At 72.7% G+C, this 18,803-nt stretch carries 11 protein-coding genes and 6 pseudogenes; 8 read left to right on the top strand and 9 right to left on the bottom strand.

Annotation, left to right across the window (positions count from 1 at the left end; all coding sequences use genetic code 11):
- Positions 1–154 precede the first annotated feature (154 nt).
- The 3 genes and pseudogenes from ABT288_RS15940 to ABT288_RS15930 all read right to left on the bottom strand — a co-directional run.
- Positions 155–812: pseudogene (locus tag ABT288_RS15940) on the bottom strand (carbohydrate ABC transporter permease); the annotation flags it as partial.
- Positions 799–1,374: pseudogene (locus ABT288_RS15935) on the bottom strand (substrate-binding domain-containing protein); the annotation flags it as partial. The pseudogenes ABT288_RS15935 and ABT288_RS15940, both read right to left, overlap by 14 nt.
- A 115-nt stretch (positions 1,375–1,489) precedes the next feature.
- Entirely contained in the window at positions 1,490–2,503 is a 1,014-nt protein-coding gene (locus tag ABT288_RS15930) for a hydroxyacid dehydrogenase (RefSeq protein WP_351607401.1), read from the bottom strand.
- Positions 2,504–2,544: 41 nt separating this feature from the next.
- On the opposite strand from ABT288_RS15930, the pseudogene ABT288_RS15925 reads away from it, so the two are divergent.
- Positions 2,545–3,335, top strand: a pseudogene (locus tag ABT288_RS15925) (alginate lyase family protein); the annotation flags it as partial.
- A 132-nt stretch (positions 3,336–3,467) separates the two neighbouring features.
- Positions 3,468–5,048, top strand: coding sequence for a carboxylesterase/lipase family protein (locus tag ABT288_RS15920; protein WP_351607398.1), 1,581 nt, complete (start codon positions 3,468–3,470; stop codon positions 5,046–5,048).
- Positions 5,049–5,110: 62 nt separating this feature from the next.
- On the opposite strand, the pseudogene ABT288_RS15915 reads toward ABT288_RS15920, so the two are convergent.
- Both ABT288_RS15915 and mmuM read right to left on the bottom strand, forming a co-directional pair.
- Positions 5,111–6,167: pseudogene (locus ABT288_RS15915) on the bottom strand (LacI family DNA-binding transcriptional regulator).
- Between the two features lie 293 nt (positions 6,168–6,460).
- A complete protein-coding gene (gene mmuM / locus ABT288_RS15910; protein WP_351607395.1) occupies positions 6,461–7,387 on the bottom strand; it encodes a homocysteine S-methyltransferase in 927 nt (308 codons plus the stop codon).
- 188 nt (positions 7,388–7,575) lie between these two features.
- On the opposite strand from mmuM, the gene ABT288_RS15905 reads away from it, so the two are divergent.
- The 3 genes and pseudogenes from ABT288_RS15905 to ABT288_RS15900 all read left to right on the top strand — a co-directional run.
- On the top strand, positions 7,576–8,655 hold the full coding sequence (locus ABT288_RS15905; protein ID WP_351607388.1) for a glycoside hydrolase family 43 protein: 1,080 nt from the start codon (positions 7,576–7,578) through the stop codon (positions 8,653–8,655).
- 1 nt (position 8,656) lies between these two features.
- Positions 8,657–8,847: pseudogene (locus tag ABT288_RS50240) on the top strand (beta-xylosidase); the annotation flags it as partial.
- Positions 8,847–8,984, top strand: a pseudogene (locus tag ABT288_RS15900) (RICIN domain-containing protein); the annotation flags it as partial. The pseudogenes ABT288_RS50240 and ABT288_RS15900, both read left to right, overlap by 1 nt.
- A 52-nt stretch (positions 8,985–9,036) precedes the next feature.
- On the opposite strand, the gene ABT288_RS15895 reads toward ABT288_RS15900, so the two are convergent.
- Positions 9,037–10,716 (bottom strand): rhamnogalacturonan lyase B N-terminal domain-containing protein, encoded by a 1,680-nt coding sequence (locus tag ABT288_RS15895; protein WP_351607382.1) that lies wholly within the window; start codon positions 10,714–10,716, stop codon positions 9,037–9,039.
- A gap of 185 nt (positions 10,717–10,901) precedes the next feature.
- Here ABT288_RS15895 and ABT288_RS15890 point away from each other — a divergent pair, with 185 nt between their 5' ends.
- The 3 genes from ABT288_RS15890 (at position 10,902) to ABT288_RS15880 (ending at position 14,568) form a co-directional block, all read left to right on the top strand.
- Positions 10,902–11,942 (top strand): rhamnogalacturonan acetylesterase, encoded by a 1,041-nt coding sequence (locus tag ABT288_RS15890; protein ID WP_351607379.1) that lies wholly within the window; start codon positions 10,902–10,904, stop codon positions 11,940–11,942.
- A 67-nt stretch (positions 11,943–12,009) separates the two neighbouring features.
- On the top strand, positions 12,010–13,749 hold the full coding sequence (locus ABT288_RS15885; protein ID WP_351607508.1) for a DUF2264 domain-containing protein: 1,740 nt from the start codon (positions 12,010–12,012) through the stop codon (positions 13,747–13,749).
- A gap of 9 nt (positions 13,750–13,758) precedes the next feature.
- On the top strand, positions 13,759–14,568 hold the full coding sequence (locus ABT288_RS15880) for an isocitrate lyase/PEP mutase family protein (RefSeq protein WP_351607376.1): 810 nt from the start codon (positions 13,759–13,761) through the stop codon (positions 14,566–14,568).
- Here the strand turns inward: ABT288_RS15880 and ABT288_RS15875 are convergent.
- The 3 genes from ABT288_RS15875 to ABT288_RS15865 all read right to left on the bottom strand — a co-directional run bounded on the left by ABT288_RS15875 (position 14,502) and on the right by ABT288_RS15865 (position 18,791).
- Positions 14,502–15,230: an alpha/beta fold hydrolase gene (locus tag ABT288_RS15875; protein ID WP_351607373.1), complete on the bottom strand. Its 729-nt coding sequence runs from the start codon at positions 15,228–15,230 to the stop codon at positions 14,502–14,504. The two genes, ABT288_RS15880 and ABT288_RS15875, sit on opposite strands and share 67 nt — an antisense overlap.
- Positions 15,211–15,807, bottom strand: coding sequence for a TetR/AcrR family transcriptional regulator (locus ABT288_RS15870; RefSeq protein WP_351607371.1), 597 nt, complete (start codon positions 15,805–15,807; stop codon positions 15,211–15,213). The genes ABT288_RS15875 and ABT288_RS15870 overlap by 20 nt, the downstream gene beginning before the upstream one ends.
- A 101-nt stretch (positions 15,808–15,908) precedes the next feature.
- Positions 15,909–18,791, bottom strand: coding sequence for a glycoside hydrolase family 2 TIM barrel-domain containing protein (locus ABT288_RS15865; RefSeq protein ID WP_351607369.1), 2,883 nt, complete (start codon positions 18,789–18,791; stop codon positions 15,909–15,911).
- Positions 18,792–18,803 lie beyond the last annotated feature (12 nt).

Raw genomic sequence — 18,803 nt, 5'->3', positions numbered from 1 at the left:
GAGACGAACTCGCGCGGGGCGCCGTGGGCCATCGACCTGCGTCCGAACGAGCCTTGTGCATCACGCAGTTGGCCGCCCCCGGAACGGCTCGGGTCGGCCGTCCCGGGGCCGGGTCAGCCCGGCCGAGACCACCACCTCCAGGCCCCCTCCGAGGTCACTTGAGGGCTCCGAGCGTCACCCCGGTACGCCAGTAGCACCGCATCGCGACCATCATCACCGCCAGCGGCAGGAAGAAGGAGTTCCAGGTGTTGACGAAGTCAGCAGGAAGACCGTCGCGCCGCCCGTCGTCATCATCCGCAGCACGATGCTGACGAAGATGCGCAGCTCCCCGGCGCCGTCGAGGCGGGCCGCCTCCAGCAGCTCGTAGGGCACCGTGGCCTCGGTGTACACCTTGGCCAGGTACACGCTGAACGGGTTGATCAGGCAAGGGATCAGCATCGCCCAGGGGGTGTCCACCAGGCCGATCGCGGAGAACAGCAGGTACAGGGGGAGCGTGAGCAGGGCGATCGGGATCAGGAACGAGCCCGCGACGCACGCGAAGATCACGCTGCGGCCCGGGAAGTCGAATCGGGCGAGGCCGTAGCCCGTGGCGAGCGCGATCAGGGCGCCCCGAAAGAGCCTGCACCGGCGTACAGCAGCGAGTTCGCCGTCCAGCGCAGGAAGATGTCGCCCTGGTAGGTCAGCACCTGGTGCAGGTTGTCCCACAGGTGCCAGCCGGAGAACCACAGGCCGTTGCTCTGGTACAGCGCGGTGCGGTCCTTGGTGGCGCTGACGAGCGGCCACCACACCGGGAACAGGCACGACGACATGGCTGCCCAGCACCAGGTGCTCGCCGTCGGCGCCCTTCCGGCGGCCCGCGCCGCCCTCTCGCCGGTCGGCCACCGCGCGCAGCGCCACCCGGCCCATCTCCTCGTACGGCACGTGCACGGTGGTCAGTTGGGGCGTCAGCCGGGAGGCGAGCGGGATGTCGTCGTAACCCACGATCGAGACGTCCTCCGGCACCCGCAGCCCCGCCGCGCGCAGGGCCTGCATGGCACCGGCGGCCACCACGTCGGTTCCGGCGAGCACGGCGGTGAAGTCCGGCGTCTCGTGCAGGGCGGTCCCGACCGCCGCGTAGCCGTGCGCGTCGTCGTACGGGTCGTGGCGGACCAGACCCGGGTCGAGCGGCACGCCGTACGCCTCGAACGCCCGCTCCGCGCCCCTCAACCTGCTCTGGGCCGTGGTGAGTTCGGCGGGCCCGGGTAGGACGAGGACGCGCCGGTGGCCGGCCGACAGCAGATGGCCGGCCATGGCGTAGGCGCCGGCCTCGTTGTCGTAGTCGACCGTCGTGGCCGGGACGTCGCCCTCCAGGGGTGGCCTGCCCACCAGGACGAGAGCTTTCCAAGGCCCGGCGGGCCTGTGGACAGCGGCCCTCGAGGGGTCGGTGGGGCTGTGGGCGATGGCCCTCCACGGCCCGGTGGGCCTGTGGACGGCGGCCCTCACGCGGGCATCAGGCGACCCGGGTCAGGTCCGCGTGCCGCACCTCGTGCAACGGCGGCAGGCCCGCCGCCAGCCGCTCCAGTTCCGCCACGACGACGGTGCCCAGCCGCTCCAGCTCGTTGCCGAGCGAGCCCGCGATGTGCGGGGTGAGGAAGACGTTGGGCAGCCGGTACAGCGGGGAACCGGCGGGCAGCGGCTCCGGCTCGGTGACGTCGAGGACCGCGCGCAACCGGCCCGAGACCAGCTCCTCGGTCAGCGCCTCGTGGTCGACCAGCGCACCACGCGCGGTGTTGATCAGCACACCGCCGTCCCGGATGAGGGCGAGCCGGTCCCGGTCGAGCATGTGATGGGTCTCGGGGATGTCGGGGGCGTGCAGGCTGACGATGTCGCTGCGCCGCAACAGGTCCGCCAGCGGGAGGAGTTCGGCCCCCAGGACGGCGGCCTCGGCGGGGCTCACGTAGGGGTCGTGCAGCAGGACCGTGAGGTCGAACGGCCGTAGCAGCTCCATGAGCCGCCGGCCCACGCGGGAGGCGCCGACGACGCCGACGCGGCGGCCGAGATTGCCGGTGGCCGCGGTCTCGGCGGGGGGCGGTCCGGCGTGGGTGCGGCGGTAGCGCTCACGGTGGCCGAAGGCGTCCTTCCCGGCGAGCAGGATCATCGCGAGCGTGTACTCCGCCACCGGGACGGCGTTGCCGGTGACCGCACTGGACACGCTGACGCCGTGTTTCCACAGCGCCTCGCCGACCAGGGAACGCACCGAACCCGCGGCGTGCAGGACGGCACGCAGCCTCGGGACCGTGGCCAGGACGCCGGCGTCCAGGTGCGGACAGCCCCAGCCGGTGATCAGCACCTCGGCCTGCGCCAGGGCTTCGGCCACCACCGGATCGGCGAAGTCCCGTACGACCAGCTCCGTGTCGACGTCGGCCGTCCGCCTCAGGCGGGCCATGAGCGGCGGGGGGAAGAGCAGCGGCAGGTGCACCGGATCCATCGCGAACACGGCCCGCGGCGGTTGAGGGCTGGGCATGGCTCTCCTGGGAGGGAGGGGGAAGGGGTGTGGTGCGAGATGGAAACAGTTTCAGATTCCTCGCCGTCGGCGTCTACGGGTGGGAGTTCGCCAACGCGGCCGAACTCATGTGCGACTACGACGGGTTCGACCTCGCCGCCTTCCAGGAGATGAGGGTGAGCGTTTTCTACCCGCTCAACAACAGCTTCCTGACCCACCACAACGACGCCTGCATCACCAACTACCGGGCGAACTGGGACCTGTGCACCACGGCCGCCGTCATGGCCATCGGGATCCTCACCGACGACGCCGCCACGTACGACCAGGCCGTCACGTACTTCAAGTCCGGCGCCGGAAACGGCTCCATCGCGCACGCGGTGCCGTACCTGTACACCGACGCGGACGGCTACGCCCTCGGCCAGTGGCAGGAGTCCGGCCGTGACCAGGGCACACCGTCATGGGCATGGGCCAGATGGGCGCCCTGTGCGAGACGGCCTGGAACCAGGGCGACGACCTGTACTCCTACGACGACCGCCGCTTCATGAAGGCCGCCCAGTACGTCGCGAAGTACAACACCGGCCAGGACGTCCCCTACACCACCTACACCTGGGGCACCGGCCAGAACTGCGCCCGGCAGCCGCAGACGGTCATCGGCTCCGGCTCCCGCGGGCAGGTCCGCCCGGTGTGGGCGATGCTCCACTTCCACTACAACCGCCGTCTGTACCTGGACGACAAGTACATCTCGGCCATGTACTACGGCCTTGTCGCCCCCGAGGGCGGTGGCGGTGACTACGGCTCCACCAGCGGCGGCTACGACCAGCTCGGTTTCGGCACGCTGATGTACGCCAAGTGATCGAGCGGCCATGCGCGTCCCCGGGGTAGCCCGAACGGCCCTACCGCGCGTCCGTGCACCGGAATACCGGACGTTCTTGTGGTGCTCTGATGTTGCACGGTGTACGAGCGCGCGGCGAAGGGCTGGTGGGCGATGACGGCAGACCAGGCGGACCCCGTGGCCGGGCCCGAGGTCAGAACGCCGTACGGGGCCGTACGCGGCCGGTACGAGCAGGGCGTCGCGGTGTTCCGGGGCATCCCGTACGCCGCCCCGCCCTTCGGCCCCCTGCGGTTCCGTCCGCCCGTACCGCCCGAGCCCTGGGACGGGGTGCGCGACGCCGGCGCCTTCGGTCCCACCGCGCCGAAACCGCCGTACTCCGAGGCGTTCGCCCAGTACCTGTCCGACCCGGAGATCCCCGGCGACGACTGCCTCAACCTCAATGTGTGGACCCCGCAGCCGGACCCCGGCGCCCGCCTCCCGGTCCTCGTCTGGCTCCACGGCGGCGCCCTCACCAGGGGATCCTCCGCCGTGCCGGTCTACGACGGTGTCACCTTCGCCCGGGACGGCGTCGTCTGCGTCTCCGTCAACTACCGGCTCGGCGTCGAGGGCTTCGGGCTCTTCCCCGACGCACCGCCCAACCCGGGCCTGCGCGACCAGCTCGCCGCCCTGCGCTGGGTGCACGACGCGATCGGCGCCTTCGGCGGCGACCCGGACCGGGTCACCCTGTGCGGCCAGTCGGCCGGCGCCATCAGCGCCGGCGCCCTGCTCGCCGCACCCGCGACCCGGGGTCTGGTCCGGCGCGCGGTGCTGCAGAGCGGACCCCCGGAGGCGTCCGAACGCGACAAGGTACGGCGGATGGTGCGCCGCATGGCCACCCGGCTGAGGATCCCCGCCACCGCCGAGGCCTTCGCCGCCGTCGACCGCGACCTGCTGCTGCGCACCCAGGCCGAGGTCGGCCGGCTCAGCAGCCCGGTCCTGGGCGGACCCGCGTTCGGCATCGTCGTGGACGGCGACCTCGTGCCCCGCGACCCCCTCCAGGCCCTGATCGACGGCGACGCCGCCCCGGGCGTCGAACTGCTCATGGGCTGGACCCGGGACGAGTACCGGCTCTGGCTCGTGCCCGGCGGGCTGCTGGAACACGTCGACCGGCTCGGCCCCGTCGCCCTCGCCGGAGCCATGGCCCGCTGCCGCGCCGGCCACGAGGTGCCCCGCGGCTACCGCACCCTGCACCCCGACGCCGGCACCGCCGAGATCGTCGGTCAGATGGTCACCGACCACCTGCTGCGGCTCCCGCTGCACCGCCTCGCCGACGCCCGCCCCGGCGCTTCCTACCTCTATGAGTTCGCCTGGCCGTCCAGCCTGCCCGGCCTCGGCGCCTGCCACGCCCTGGAACTGGGGTTCGTCTTCGACTCCGGTGACCTGCCCGAGTCGAAGAAACTGGCAGGTGAGGGCGCCCCGCGGGAGCTGGCCGAGGCGATGCACGCGGCCTGGGTGCGCTTCGTCACGACGGGGGATCCCGGCTGGCAGGGCTGGGACGCGTCCCATCCGGTGCGGATCTTCGGCGACGGTGCCCCGCGCACCGCATACGGACCACGGGACGCGGAAGTCGCCCTCTGGTCGACCACCGCCGTCCCGGAACCCGACCCCGCCTCGGACATCCGGGCGCCGGGAGCGGAGCTGGCGGCGGCGGTACGGCGCTTGCGGCGGTCCGTGGGGGCCGCCCGGCGCCATTGATCACCGACGGGCGACTTCCGGTGATCCGGCATACCGTCGCCGGTCCGCCCCCACCTCACCCCTCACCCCTCGACCGCTGCCACCGAGTCCCGCACCACCACATGCGTGCCGAGCAGCAGATGCCCGCCGGGGGAGTCCGGGGAGTGGCCCAGGGCGGTGCGCACGGCGAGCCGGCCGAGCTCCTCGTACGGGACGTGCACCGTCGTCAGCGCCGGGCGCAGGTCGCGGGCGAACGGTATGTCGTCGTACCCGGCCGGCGACACGTCCCCCGGCACGTCCAGACCGGCCTCGTGCAACGCGGTCAGGGCGCCCGCGGCGACCATGTCGGTCGCGGCCACCACGGCGGTGAAGTCCAGCCCCCGCTCCAGCGCCCGGCGCATCAACCGGTGCCCGGAGCCGCGGGTGAAGTCGCCGTGCAGCAGCAGCTCCGGGCTGGGTTCCACGCCGCGGGCGCGGTGCGCGCCCAGGTAACCGCGCTCGCGGCCCTGCGCCGTGGTGTGGTCCGGCTTGCCGCCGAGGAACAGTACCCGCCGGTGGCCCTGGGCGAGGACGTGCGCCACCAGGGCGAAAGCCCCGCCCTCGTTGTCGTACTCGATCACCGTCACCGGCGCGTCCGGACCGAGTGGCGGCCGCCCGCACAGCACCAGCCGGGAACCGGCCGAGGCCGGTGAGCCGGCGATACGGCGCGTGCGCTCCCGGTACTCGGGCGTGTCCGCCGCACCGCCGACCAGGATCACCGCCGCCGCCCGCTGGGCGCGCATCGTCTCGATGAAGTCCAGTTCCTGCCGCAGGTCACCGTCCGTGCTGCAGACCGGGCAGAGAGGCCCGAGCCGCGCGGCCTCGCGCTCCACCCCCCGTGCCATGTGTGCGAACGACCGCCCTGTGATGTCCTCGAGCACGAACGCCAGGGTCGGTGTGCCGACCCCGGCGACGGCCTTGGGCGCGCGCGTCGGCTACATAGTCCAGCTCCCGCACGGACCGCATCACCCGGGTCCGGGTCGCCGCGCTCACCGGATACACCCCGCCCAGCACCCGGGAGACCGTCGAGGCGGACACCCCGGCCCGCGCCGCGACATCCCGGATCGTGCTGCGCCCGGCGGTCTCGCTCTTCCTCGTCATCCCCCAGCCCCTTCGCACCGTCGGGAACTGCGGCAACGCGATAGCAACCGGTTCCCACGCCGCAGGCCGGCGCCGGCAGGGGACAGGGCCGGCGCGGATGCGCGGCTCCTGCGCCGGACTTCCGAGCCTCCGCGTCCGTCCCGCCGCGGGGCGGGGCTTTCAGAGGGCGCACCCGGGCGTCGGCCTCGGTGGGGGCGGCGATTTCAGACTGCGCACCCAGGTATCCGTCTCGGCGCAAGGTGGTGACCTCAGGCGGCGCACCCCGGCGTCCGCCCGGCTGCCGGGCGGCGCGTTCAGGCCGGGCCCAGCGCCTGCCTGATCGACGCGATCGCCTCCGGCCCCACCCGGCAGCACCCGCCGATGAGCCTCGCCCCGGCGTCCCGCCACGTCTGCACCTGGTCGGCGCCGAACCTCGTCCGCCCCGTCCAGGCGCGGGACTCGGCGTTCCAGGCCTCGCCGCTGTTGGGATAGACCACGACCGGTTTGCCGGTGACCCGCGCCGCGATCTCCACCGCGGCCTCCACATCCTTTGGCGCACAGCAGTTCACGCCGACCGCGACCACCTCGTCCGCGTCGGCGGCCGGGGCGAAGGCCTCCTCCAGCGGCTGCCCGGCCCGCGTGCGCCGACCGTCGACCGTGTACGACAGCCATGCCGGCACCCCCAGCCCACGCACCGCCCTGAGCAGCGCGGCGCCCTCGTCGGCGTCCGGCACCGTCTCCAGCGCGAGGACGTCCGGCGCGGCGGCGGCCAGCACCTCCATGCGCGGCCGGTGAAAGCGCTCGAGCTCGTCCACGCTCAGCCCGTACCGGCCCCGGTACTCGGAGCCGTCGGCGAGCATCGCGCCGTACGGCCCGACCGACGCCGCCACCCACAGCGGCCGGTCGATGCCCGCGTCCCCGGCCTGCCGGGCGGCCTCCCGTGCGAGGTCCACGCTCAGTGCGAGCAGCCGCGCCGCCTCGTCGTGGCCGATGCCGCGCCGCGCGAAGCCCTCGAACGTCGCCTGGTAGCTCGCGGTGATGGCCACGTCCGCGCCCGCCCGGAAGTAGGCGAGATGCGCCTTGGTAACCGCTTCCGGCCGCTCGGCGAGGAGCCGTGCCGACCACAGTTCGTCGCCCAGGTCGTACCCGGCCGACTCCAGCTGGTTGGACATACCGCCGTCGAGCACGACCGTCCCGGCTGCGAGGGCGGAGGCGAGGCTGGGGGAGGTGTTGCTGGTCATGTCATGACGCTAGTCGAACCGGAGGGTGTACGGACCTGGAAACCGGCCCGGCAGCCTGGTTTCAGAAAGGGCTTTCCCGCATCTCGCCGAACCCATTGACCCCACTCCCGGCCCACCCGTACCTTTTCCGCGTTCGGAATGACAGATGATGTCCGATATTTCGAATCCCCCACCGAGAGGCACTCCGCATGAGCCGTGCCCCCGGGCTCCCCGAAGTCCCCAGCCGCAGACTGATGCTGAAAGGTGCCGCGATCGCCGCCGGTGCCCTCGTCGCCGCCCCGGGCATCGCCCAGGCCGCCCCCGACCGTCCGACGGCCGCCCCCTACGTGAACCCCCTGGTCCTCCAGCGCGCCGACCCGCACATCACCCGCCACACCGACGGCCTCTACTACTTCACGGCCACGGTCCCCGAGTACGACCGCATCATCCTGCGCCGCTCGCACACGCTGAACGGCCTCGCCACGGCGGCCGAGTCGGTGATCTGGCGGGCCCACGCCACCGGCCCGATGGGCGCGCACATATGGGCACCCGAACTCCACCGCATCGGCGGCAAGTGGTACATCTACTTCGCCTCGGCCCCGGCCGAGGACATCTGGGCGATCCGCATCTGGGTGCTGGAGAACGCGGGCCCCGATCCGTTCCGGGGCACTTGGGTGGAGCGGGGCCGGATCAGGACCGCCTGGGAGACCTTCTCCCTCGACGCCACCACCTTCAAGCACCGCGGCACCCGCTACCTGGTCTGGGCCCAGCACGAGCCCGGCATGGACAACAACACCGCGCTGTGGATCTCGAAGATGGCCAACCCCTGGACCCTGACCGGCCCTCAGGTGCGGCTCTCCACCCCCGAGTACGACTGGGAGTGCGTCGGCTACAAGGTCAACGAGGGCCCGTACGCGCTCCAGCGCAACGGCCGGGTGTTCCTCACCTACTCGGCCAGCGCCACCGACTGGCACTACTGCGTCGGGATGCTGACCGCCGACGCCGGCAGTGACCTGCTGGACGCCCGGAGCTGGTCCAAGTCGCCCGTCCCGGTGTTCACCAGCGACGACACCACCCGGCAGTACGGCCCCGGGCACAACTGCTTCACCGTGGCCGAGGACGGCCGCAGCGACGTGCTCGTCTACCACGCCCGCCCGTACAAGGAGATCACCGGAGACCCCCTGCACGACCCGAACCGGCACACCCGGATCCAGCGGCTCGGCTGGAAGCCCGACGGCACCCCGGACTTCGGCGTCCCGGTCGCCGGCACCGTGAAGGCAGGGGCGTGAGATGAGGCGCGTCCACGCCGCCCTCCTCGCCCTGTGCTGCGCCCTCGCCGCGGCCCTGGCGGCGGCCGGACCCGCCCGGGGGCGGCACCGCGGACGGTCACCAACGGCACCCGGTTCACGGATACTTCCGGCAACCCCGTGCACGCCCACGGCGGCGGCGTCCTCAAGGTCGGCTCGTACTACTACTGGTGGACTGCGCCGGCGCCACCGCACAGCAGTGGTCGGTGGTGACCTCGGGCTCGTACGTGAACATCAAGGCCCGTACGACCGGCGAGTGCCTGGACGTGTCCGGCGCGTCCACCGCCAACTCCGCGGCGATCACCACCTAAGCCTGCAATGGAGGAACGAACCAGCAGTGGACGCACGGAACATGACCGGACCTCAGGCGAGCAGATCGATCGCGTCGATCGCCGTGCCCGCGCTGAGATAGCCCGACGTCCCCGAACCGCTCACCACGTCGATCCTCAGCACGTTGTACTGGCTGGTGTCCGTGCGCCACGCGCTCGCCGGGACGCTGTAGCTGAAGGTGTGGTTGTTGCCCCGGTAGGAGCCGACGGTGAGGGACCGGGTGCTCGGCTGGGCGGGCGGCGAGGGGATCGCCGAGGTCCACATGTCGTTGACCGTGACCTGCGGCCGGCCGCCCGCGTAGGCCGTCGTCACGCCGATCCTCAGGGTGTGCGCGGCGGCGGCCTGCGCGGCGGTGAGCTTGAAGTGGACGAGCAGGCCGCTGTTGACGTCCTTCCACAGATAGCAGGGGAAGGCGGAGGTCTCGGAACCGCTTCCGATCACCACGTTGCCGGTCCAGGAGGCGGCCCGTACGTCCGAGGGATGCGCGTACGTCATCAGGTCGGCGTTCTTGAAGCCGCTCGGCGTGCCGTCCCAGTTCCCGATCCGCCAGATCGCGCTCGCGTGGGACGGGTCGTTGGAGGACGGGACGGTGATCGTGTTGAGCGTGGTCGTCGTGCCCGCGGACACGGTCACCTGTGTGCTGTACACGGCCAGCTCGCCTTTGTGGACCGTCAGCGTGTACGCACCCGGCAGCACCCTGGGCACCGAGAAGTACCCGTCGGAGGCCCGCACAGAACCCCAGTACTGCGCCGCCGGGTTGGCGAGCCCGACCGTGTACGCGTACGTCGTGTCGCGCCCCGTGATGCCGACGCCGGCGACCCGGCCCCGGCCGCCGTCGGGCACGTACCCGGCGATGCCGAGCGAGTCCGCCCACGGCGTGGTGAGCGTGCCGTGGTACAGCGCGGGCGATGGTGCGCCGCCGTCGGTGAAGGCGATGACGTACGGCCCCTGCAGGCCGTGGCGTTCGGCCTCGGTCTGGTTCTCGCCGTAGTGGAGGATCTCGTACAGGCCGCCGCCGTCGGCGCTCTGGTGGCGCAGCAGCGAGCGGTAGAAGGGGCCGCCGGAGGCCTTCTCGTGGTTGCTGCGGACGATCCACAGACCGACGCCGCCGGTGGTCCAGCCGATGTAGTCGTAGTCGATGACCCGGTGTCTCGAGTAGTGCTTGGAGCGGGTCTGGCCGTCGGGCTTCGCGAACACGTCCGAGGCCTCGACGGTGCTGGTGGTGTACGTGTAGGAGTCCGGTTCGTCGTTGAGGAACAGGCCTGCCTTGACGCGCACGATGTAACGGGTCGCCGTGACCGAGGAGTCGGCCTTGTTCGTCCACAGGTAGATGTTGTTCTCGCCGCTGCGGGCCGCGTAGTAGTGGCGCAGCGTGCCATGGGCGACGGAGATCAGGATGGTCGAGCCGGACTGGGCGAGGGTCACCGTGGAGGTGCCGAGGCCGGACTCGACGTGCGAGTTCTTGCCGCCGTAGCCCTGGTACTCGGTGCCCTTGTAGACCAGCGAGGTCAGGTCGCCGTTGGTCCTGCTGACCTTGAGGACGAGGTTCGCGCCGGTGTCGACGACGTAGTTCGAGCCGTCGTCGCTCCAGCCGAAACCGGCCGCCGCCGCGGAGCCGGCGAGCGGACCGGTGAGGGCCGCCGCGGCCGTCGCGGCGGCGGAGCCGAGGACGAAGGTGCGGCGTCGGACCGCCCTGCTTCCGGACCCGGACATGGGGCTCCTTCGAAAAGTGTGGGGGGTACGGGTGTTGGCAGGGTGGCAGTCGAACGCACTTCGCGAAAGGCCTTGCGTGAGTGAGAACTCAGTAATCCAGCGAATTCCTCCCTAGGTCTAGAAAGCGCTTGCCCGAACCGGTACGGTCTCGGGTCGGCCGATGACGATCGATGGAGGAGCCGCGCGTGAGACGTGTCGGAACCGCCGTGCTGCTCGCGGTCACCGTGGGCGCGACCCTGACCGCGGCCCCCGCCCGGGCCGACGGCGCCCGGCCCCTCGGCATCGACAACTGCACTGCCATCGCCTGCCACTTCGACGTCCCTGCGGGCACGTACGACGTGACGGTCCGGCTCGGCGGCGCGACGGCGTCCAGCACCGGCGTCTTCGGGGAGACCCGGCGCGCCCTGCTCCCGGAGACGGCCGTCGCGGCCGGCGAACGCCTCACCCGCAGTTTCACCGTGAACGTCCGCACCCCCGAGGGCGAACCGACCGGCCCCGACGGAACCCCCGGCCTGGACCTGACGCTCGGCGGCTCCGCCCCCGCCCTCGCCGGCACCCGGGTCACCCCGGCCCGGCACCCCCGCCAGATCATCCTGATCGGCGACTCCACCGTCTGCGACCAGCCCGCCGACCCCTACTCTGGCTGGGGCCGGCAGCTGCCGCAGTACCTGCGCCAGGGCCTGTCCGTCGCCAACTACGCCGACTCCGGCGAGAGCACGGTCACCTGCCTGGCCGATCCCCGGCTGTGGGCCACCGTACGGCCGCTGATCCGCCCCGGCGACCTCGTGCTGGTGCAACTCGCCCACAACGACAAGACCACCGACGAGACCACCTGCCGGGCCGGCCTGGAGGCCCTGGTGGCGGGAATCCGGGACCAGGGCGGCGAACCCGTGCTCGTCACCCCGATCGTCCGCCGCTGGTCCAACGCCGACGGCGCCCTGCACAACAACACCGCCCTGCTGGTCAACGGCCTCGGCGTCGACCTCCCGGCCGCCATCCGGTCCGTCGCCGCCGCCGGACACGTGCCCCTGATCGACCTCACCGCGAAGACCAAGGCGCTGGTGGAGTCCCTCGGCCCGGAGGGCTCCAGGGCGATCTGCCTCTACAACGAGAAGCGCGACAACACGCACACCTCCGTGCACGGTGCCACCGTCTACGCCGGCCTGGCCCGCGACGGACTTCTCGCCCTGCATCTGGTGCCCGAGGGCGCCGTGCGGGTGGGATGAAGCCCTGGGGCGCCCCGACCGGAACCGGGGCGCCCCAGGCCCGCCTGGAAGGAACGTCACCGCCGTGATCGAACTGCCCGCCGACGACCGCGTGTCGAGCCCGTACACCGGCTACACCCGCGCCCACTGGCAGACCGCCGCCGACGCCCTGCTGGCCGCCGTCGAGCCCTACGCCACCCCCGACTGCGCCCTCTACCACCTCCCCGGCGACCACGTGAGCCACTCCGGGCACCTCTCCGACGGCCTGGAGGGATACGCCCGTACGCTGCTGCTGGCCGCCTTCCGCCGCGACGAGACCGCGCTCGGCCGCTACGCCGACGGCCTCGCCACCGGTCCCGGCGGGGTCTGGCCACGCGTCGAGGACCGGGGCCAGCCGCTCGTCGAGGCCGCGTCCGTCGCGCTCGCCCTGCGGCTGACCCGGCCGCTGCTGTGGGACCGGCTCGACGACTGTGTACGGCAGCGCACCGCCGCCTGGCTGGCGGACGCGCTCACCGCCGAACCCTGGGCGTGCAACTGGGAGTTGTTCCCCGTCACCGTCGGCGGCTTCCTGCTCGAGATCGGCCACCAGCCGGAGGCCGCACGCAAGGCGATCGACCGCGGTCTGGAACGGGTCGAGGGCTGGTACCTCGGCGACGGCTGGTACACCGACGGCGACGGCCGGAAGTTCGACTACTACAACGGCTGGGCCATGCACCTGTACACCGTCCTCCACGCATGGCTGGCGGACGACGGTGAACTGCTTTCCGTGTACGGCCGGCGGCTGTCCCGTCACCTCGCCGACTACGCCCGCCTGTTCGGCGGCGACGGCGCCCCGATGCACCAGGGCCGCTCCCTCACCTACCGTTTCGCGACGACCGCCCCGCTCTGGCTCGGCGCCCTGACCGGACAGACCCCCCTGTCCCCGGGGGAGACACGGCGTCTCGCATCCGGCGCCCTGCGCTACTTCCTCGACGGCGGCGCGGTCGACGAGCGGGGCCTGCTCCCGCTGGGCTGGCTCGGCCCCGACGACTCGCTCGTCCAGAGCTACTCGGGCCCGGCCTCCCCGTACTGGGCCAGTAAAGGGTTTCTCGGCCTGTTGCTGCCTGCGGAGCACGAGGTGTGGACGGCGACCGAGGAGCCGGGACCGGCCGGGCGCGCCGACGAGGTGCGGCCCGTCCCGGTCCCCAACTGGCTGCTGCAGTCCACCCGTTCGGACGGACTGGTCCGGCTGCACAACCACGGCAGCGAGGACGTCCGCTACGACCCCTACTACACCCGGCTCGCCTACTCGACCTCGACCACGCCCGACCGGGCGTCGTACGACAACAGCGTGATCGTCGGCGGCGATCCGAGCCGCACCGGGATCGAGCCGCTCGGCACGGGCCGGGGCTGGATCGCGTCCCGGCACACCGTGCGCGACGGGATCACCGTCACCAGCCTCGTGCTGGCCGAGGGCGCGGTGGAGGTGCGGGCCCATCTGGTCTCGGGGGCCGCGCCCGGGACGCCGGTGCGGATCACCGGGTGGGGAGCGCTGCGGGACGGCGTACGGGCCGAACTCCTGCCCGCCGTGGGCCTGTCCAGCGCACTCACCGGGGCCGTCGGGGAGGGGGACACCCTCTTCGTCGCACTGGCCCGGCTCACCGGGGACGCGGATCCGCCCCCGATGGGGGAGCTGGTGTCCGTGCGGGCGGACGGGGAGGGGGAGCTGGTGGTCCGGTGGAGCGGGGGAGGTGAGGTCCGGGTGCGGCTGGTGGCGGCGGGGGCGAACGTCGTTGTACGGCGCGACGGTCCGAACGGTTCGGCAGGCGCCGAAACGACCCGTGCCTAGCGTGGCCGTATGACCGCTGATCCCACCATGACGACGTTCGCCGGACTCCACCACCGGCCCGGCGTGCCGCTGCTGCTGCCCAATGCCTGGGACCATGCCTCGGCGGCCGCGCTCGCCGCCCGGGGTTTTCCGGCGATCGGCACGACGAGCCTGGCCGTGGCGGCGGCCGCCGGACTGCCCGACGGCGAAGGGGCGACCCGGGAGCAGACCCTGGCTCTCGCCCTGACCCTCGGCGCGGGGCCCTGGCTCCTCTCGGTCGACGCCGAGGACGGATTCAGCCCGGATCCCAGTGAAGTGGCCGCACTGGCACGGGAGTTGTGGGCCGTAGGGGTGGCCGGGGTCAACCTGGAGGACGGGCTGGGGCCCGTCGACCGGCACGCGGCGAAGATCGCCGCGGTGAAGGCGGCCGCACCGGGCCTGTTCGTCAACGCCCGCACGGACACGTACTGGTCCGGCGACGGCGACGAGCGGGACACCCTGCGACGGCTCGACGCCTACCAGCAGGCCGGTGCCGACGGGGTGTTCGTGCCCGGGCTGACCGACCCCCGGCGGATCGCCGCCCTGGTCCGGCACCTCGAGGCCCCGCTCAACATCCTCTACTCGCCCGCCGGACCCACGGTCGCCCAGCTGGCCGACCTCGGCGTCCGCCGGATCAGCCTCGGCTCACTGCTGTACCGGCGGGCGCTCGGCGCGGCCCTGGACGCGGTCACCGACATCGCCGCCGGACGCACCCCGGACGGCACCACCCCCACCTACCCAGAGGTCCGCGCACTGGAGCGGAACGTGTCGGTGAGCAGGTCGGCGAACGCCTCCGGGTGATCGAGTGTGCCCAGGTGCCCGCCCGGGAACTCCGCGAACGCACCGCCCAGCCGCTGGGCGAGCGACACGCTCGTCCGGTACAGCGGCCCACCGCGCGAGTCGGCGCCGGCGGCGAGGGTGAGCGTGCCCTGGGGAGCGGTGAAGGAGGGCAGGTACGACGTGAACGGGCGGAGCACGCGGGCCAGGAAGACCCCGAACGGGGTCGCCTCGGCGCCCTCCGCGGCCGGGCGTCCGGGCCCGTCCAGCTGCCCGATCAGCTCGGCGCGCCGCTCCTGTCCGTCCGACAGCACCGTCACGCACGGCGGTTCGTGCGCGACCACGTGCGCCGGCCGCCCGGGGTGCCGGGCGAGCAGGTCCAGGGCGGTGATACCGCCGGAGCTGGTCCCGAACACGTACGCGGACTCGCCTGCCGGAAGCACCTCCTCCAGCACCCGGTGCGCCCCCTCGCTCCAGTCCGCCACCCGCTGCCCGGGAACCGGCAGGCCGAGCCGGCCGTGGGCGAGGCCCAGCGGGTCGTACGTCACCACGGTGAAGTGCGCGGCCAGCCGCTCGGTCAGCGGCCCGAGCCCCATCGGGTGCCCGGCCCCGCCCGGCAGGACCAGCAGCACGGGACCGCTGCCCGAGACGTCGTAGTGCAGCGCTTCAGCCGCCTTTTCCGTCATCTCCGCTCGTCTCCCGGGGCCAGTGGGTGAGGGCCTGGTGCAGCGCGTCGATCGCCTTGTCCCAGGAGGCCTGTACGTTCCGGTCCGCGCCGAAGCCGCCGGCGGACTCCAGGGCGCAGTAGCCGTGGAAGGTGCTGCGCAGCAGGCGTACGGCGTCGGTCAGGTCGGGCTCGTCCAGGCCGTAGGCCCGCAGCATGCCGTAGGTGATCTCGGCGGTGCGGCGCAGGGCCGGGGAGCCGGGGATCAGGGACTGGTCGATACGGATCTGGGTGGCCGCGTACCGGCCGGGGTGCTCCAGGGCGTACGCGCGGTAGGCGCCGGCGAAGGCGGCCAGCGCGTCCTTGCCCGCGCGGCCGGCCACGGCCACCGCGATCCGGTCGATCAGCTCGCCGCCGGCCTGCAGCGCGAGCCGGGTGCGCAGGTCCGCGAGGCCTCGGACATGCGAGTACAGGCTCGCGTCCTTCACGCCGAAGCGGCGGGCCAGCGCGGACAGGGTGACGTTCTCGAAGCCCGCCTCGTCGGCGAGTTCGGCGGCGGCCGTGACGACACGGTCGACGGTGAGGCCCGCTCGGGCCATCCGGCACCCCCTCCTTGGATGTTTAGTGGCAATCCTAGGGTATCTAGGTTTCCGGCGGGAGGGGTGCCGGCCGGCCGCGGTGGGTGTCGGGAGCGTCGGGGTCAGTCGGCCTCCGGCTCGGGCGCGGTGGAGAACACGAAGGAGAACTCCGCCGGTACGGCCCGCAGGCGGTACGGGGGCAGCGGGCCCGGACCGCAGGACTGGGAGCCGATGCCGTGCTGGCCGTGGTCCAGGTTGACCCACACCGCGTCGCCAGGGGTGAGGTCGGTGCGGTGCGCGGCGGCGTCCAGCTGTTCGGTGGTCCAGCGGCGGGCGGTGAGCCAGAACGCCGGGTCGCCCTCGATGCGCAGGCCGCCGAGCTCGGCCCAGCGGACTTCGATGCGGGCGCCGTTCTCCTGGGGGCGGACGTACGGCGTCTGCAGGGCGTCCACGGTCGACTGCCAGCGGCCGACTGCCGCCGCCGTCCTGGTGTCCGGATACGCCTCGCCGGGGCCGCCGCCGTACCACCGCACACGGTCGGCCGCGGACAGGCCGAAGCGGATGCCGAGCCGGGGGAGGGGGACGGTCCAGTCGCCCTCGGGGGTGGTACACACGGTCAACCGCAGACGGTCTCCGTCCGAGGTCCAGCGGTATACGGTCGACAGGCCCAGCTCCCGCGCCGCCGGCGCCACCCGGGTGCGGACCGTCAGCGCGTGCTCGCCGGTCTCCACCGCGTCCAGCCGGTGCCGCATCCGGTGCAGGCCGAGCCCCCGCCACAGCAGCCCGTAGCGTAGGTCGGGCTGCCAGGGGGCGCCGTCGTCGTTGTCGGTGGTGGCCCGCCACACGTCCAGGCGCAGCCCGGTGACGGGCACGTCGCCGACGGCGGTCAGGGCGCCGGTGCGGGCGTCGAAGGTGCCGGGGCCGAGGGTGATCACCCCATTGCCGGGCACCGGCCGGGCGGTCGCCGCGACCGTGGGCACCCGGCGCTCCGACACCGGGATCTGGCCCCAGGCCACGACATGGCCCCTCGGCGCCCAGGCGGTGTCCGCGGCGAGCACCGCCCGGACCGTCCAGAGGGCCTCGCCGGCCGGCGCCCCGGCCGGCGGCGCGGGCAGCTTGACGTCGGCGGACGCGCCGGGCGCCAGCGCCGGCACCGACAGCGTGCCGGACTCCACCGTCTCCCCGTCGACCTCGTACGACCATGAGAACGCCAGCGACGACACGTCGGCGAAGTCCTGCTTGTTGGTGACCCGGACCGTGCCGTCGCCGAAGTCGCCCGCGATGCCGACCGGTTCGATCACCTTCTTGAACTCGGTCAGGCCGGGGGAGGGCTGCCGGTCCGGGAAGAGCAGGCCGTCGCAGACGAAGTTGCCGTCGTGCAGCTCCTCGCCGAAGTCGCCGCCGTAGGCGTGGCCCAGCTCCGGATGGGCGATGCCGTGGTCGATCCACTCCCACACGAACCCGCCCTGCAGCCGGTCGTACGACTCGAACAGCCGCTGGTAGTCGGCGAGTCCGCCGGGGCCGTTGCCCATGGCGTGCGCGTACTCGCAGAGGATGAAGGGGAGCCTGCGTCGCTTGAGGGTGCCGCCGTCCAGACCCCGGCCGATCCGCTCGACCTCGGCGTGGTCGGCGTACATCCGTGAGTACACGTCCGTGTCACGGCAGCCGTGGTCGCCCTCGTAGTGCACCAGCCGGGAGGAGTCCCGGCCGCGGATCCACTCCGCCATCGCGGTCAGGCCGCGGCCGGTGCCGGCCTCGTTGCCGAGGGACCAGACGACGACCGACGGGTGGTTCTTGTCCCGTTCGACCATGCGGGACGCCCGGTCCAGCAGGGCCGGGGTCCAGCGGTCGTCGTCGACGGGGTTGTCCCGCCAGCCCTGCTCGGTGAAGCCGTGGGTCTCCAGATCGCACTCGTCGATCACCCACAGCCCGAACTCGTCGCACAGGTCGAGGAAGGCCGGGTGCGGCGGGTAGTGGGAGGTGCGGACGGCGTTGATGTTGTGGCGCTTCATCAGCAGCACGTCCTCGCGCATGGTGGCGAGGTCCAGGGCGCGGCCCTTCTCCGGATGCCACTCGTGCCGGTTGACGCCCTTGAACAGGACCGGCCTGCCGTTGACCTTGATCAGGCCGTCCGCCGTCTCCACGGTACGGAAACCGATGCGCAGCGGCACCCGCTCGCCCTCGGTGGCCAGCGTGCCCTCGTACAGCCTCGGGGTTTCCGCCGACCACGGCTCGACCGGCACGGTCACGCTCTCGCCGGTCGCGATGTCGACACCGAGCTCGGAAACGGTTACCCGGCCGTCCACGTCGGAGTCGACGCGCAGGGTGCCGGTGCCGGCGCGGTGGTCGTAGGAGGCGTGCACGAAGAAGTCGAGGGCGGCGCCCGCCGGGCGGTGCAGCAGGGTGACGTCACGGAAGATGCCCGGCAGCCACCACTGGTCCTGGTCCTCCAGGTAGGAGCCCGCCGACCACTGGTGGACCCGGACTGCCAGGACGTTGTCCTCGGGCCTGAGCAGATGGCCGACCGCGAACTCGTGCGGCAGCCGGGAGCCCTTGAAGTCGCCGAGGTCCGTGCCGTTCAGCCACACCCGGGCGCAGGACTCCACCCCGTCGAAGCGGAGTACGGCGCCCCCGGCGGTGCCGTCCGGCCAGTCCTGTGGCAGGTCGAAGAGCCGCAGATGGTCGCCGGTCGGGTTCTCCGTCGGTACCCGCGGCGGGTCGACCGGGAACGGGTAGAGGTGGTTGGTGTAGATCGGGGAGCCGTGCCCCTGCAGGACCCAGTGGCCGGGGACCGGGATCTCCGCCCAGTCACCGGCGTCGTACCCGTCCTCGGCGAAGGAGTCGTCCTCGGCGTCGGCCGTCGGCGACAGCCGGAAACGCCAGCTGCCGTTCAGGGAAAGGGAGGTGGCGTCCGAGGAGGCGTACCAGGCACGGGGTGGCAGCGCCCCGGAGCCCGGCGAGACGTCCTCGACGTAATCGGTGGCGGTGCGGTTGCTCAACGACATCGGTCTCCTAGC

Origin of the sequence: Streptomyces sp. NPDC001093 (assembly GCF_040298985.1) — a bacterium.
Lineage (GTDB): Bacteria > Actinomycetota > Actinomycetes > Streptomycetales > Streptomycetaceae > Streptomyces.
This window is presented reverse-complemented; position numbering and strand designations above follow the sequence as displayed.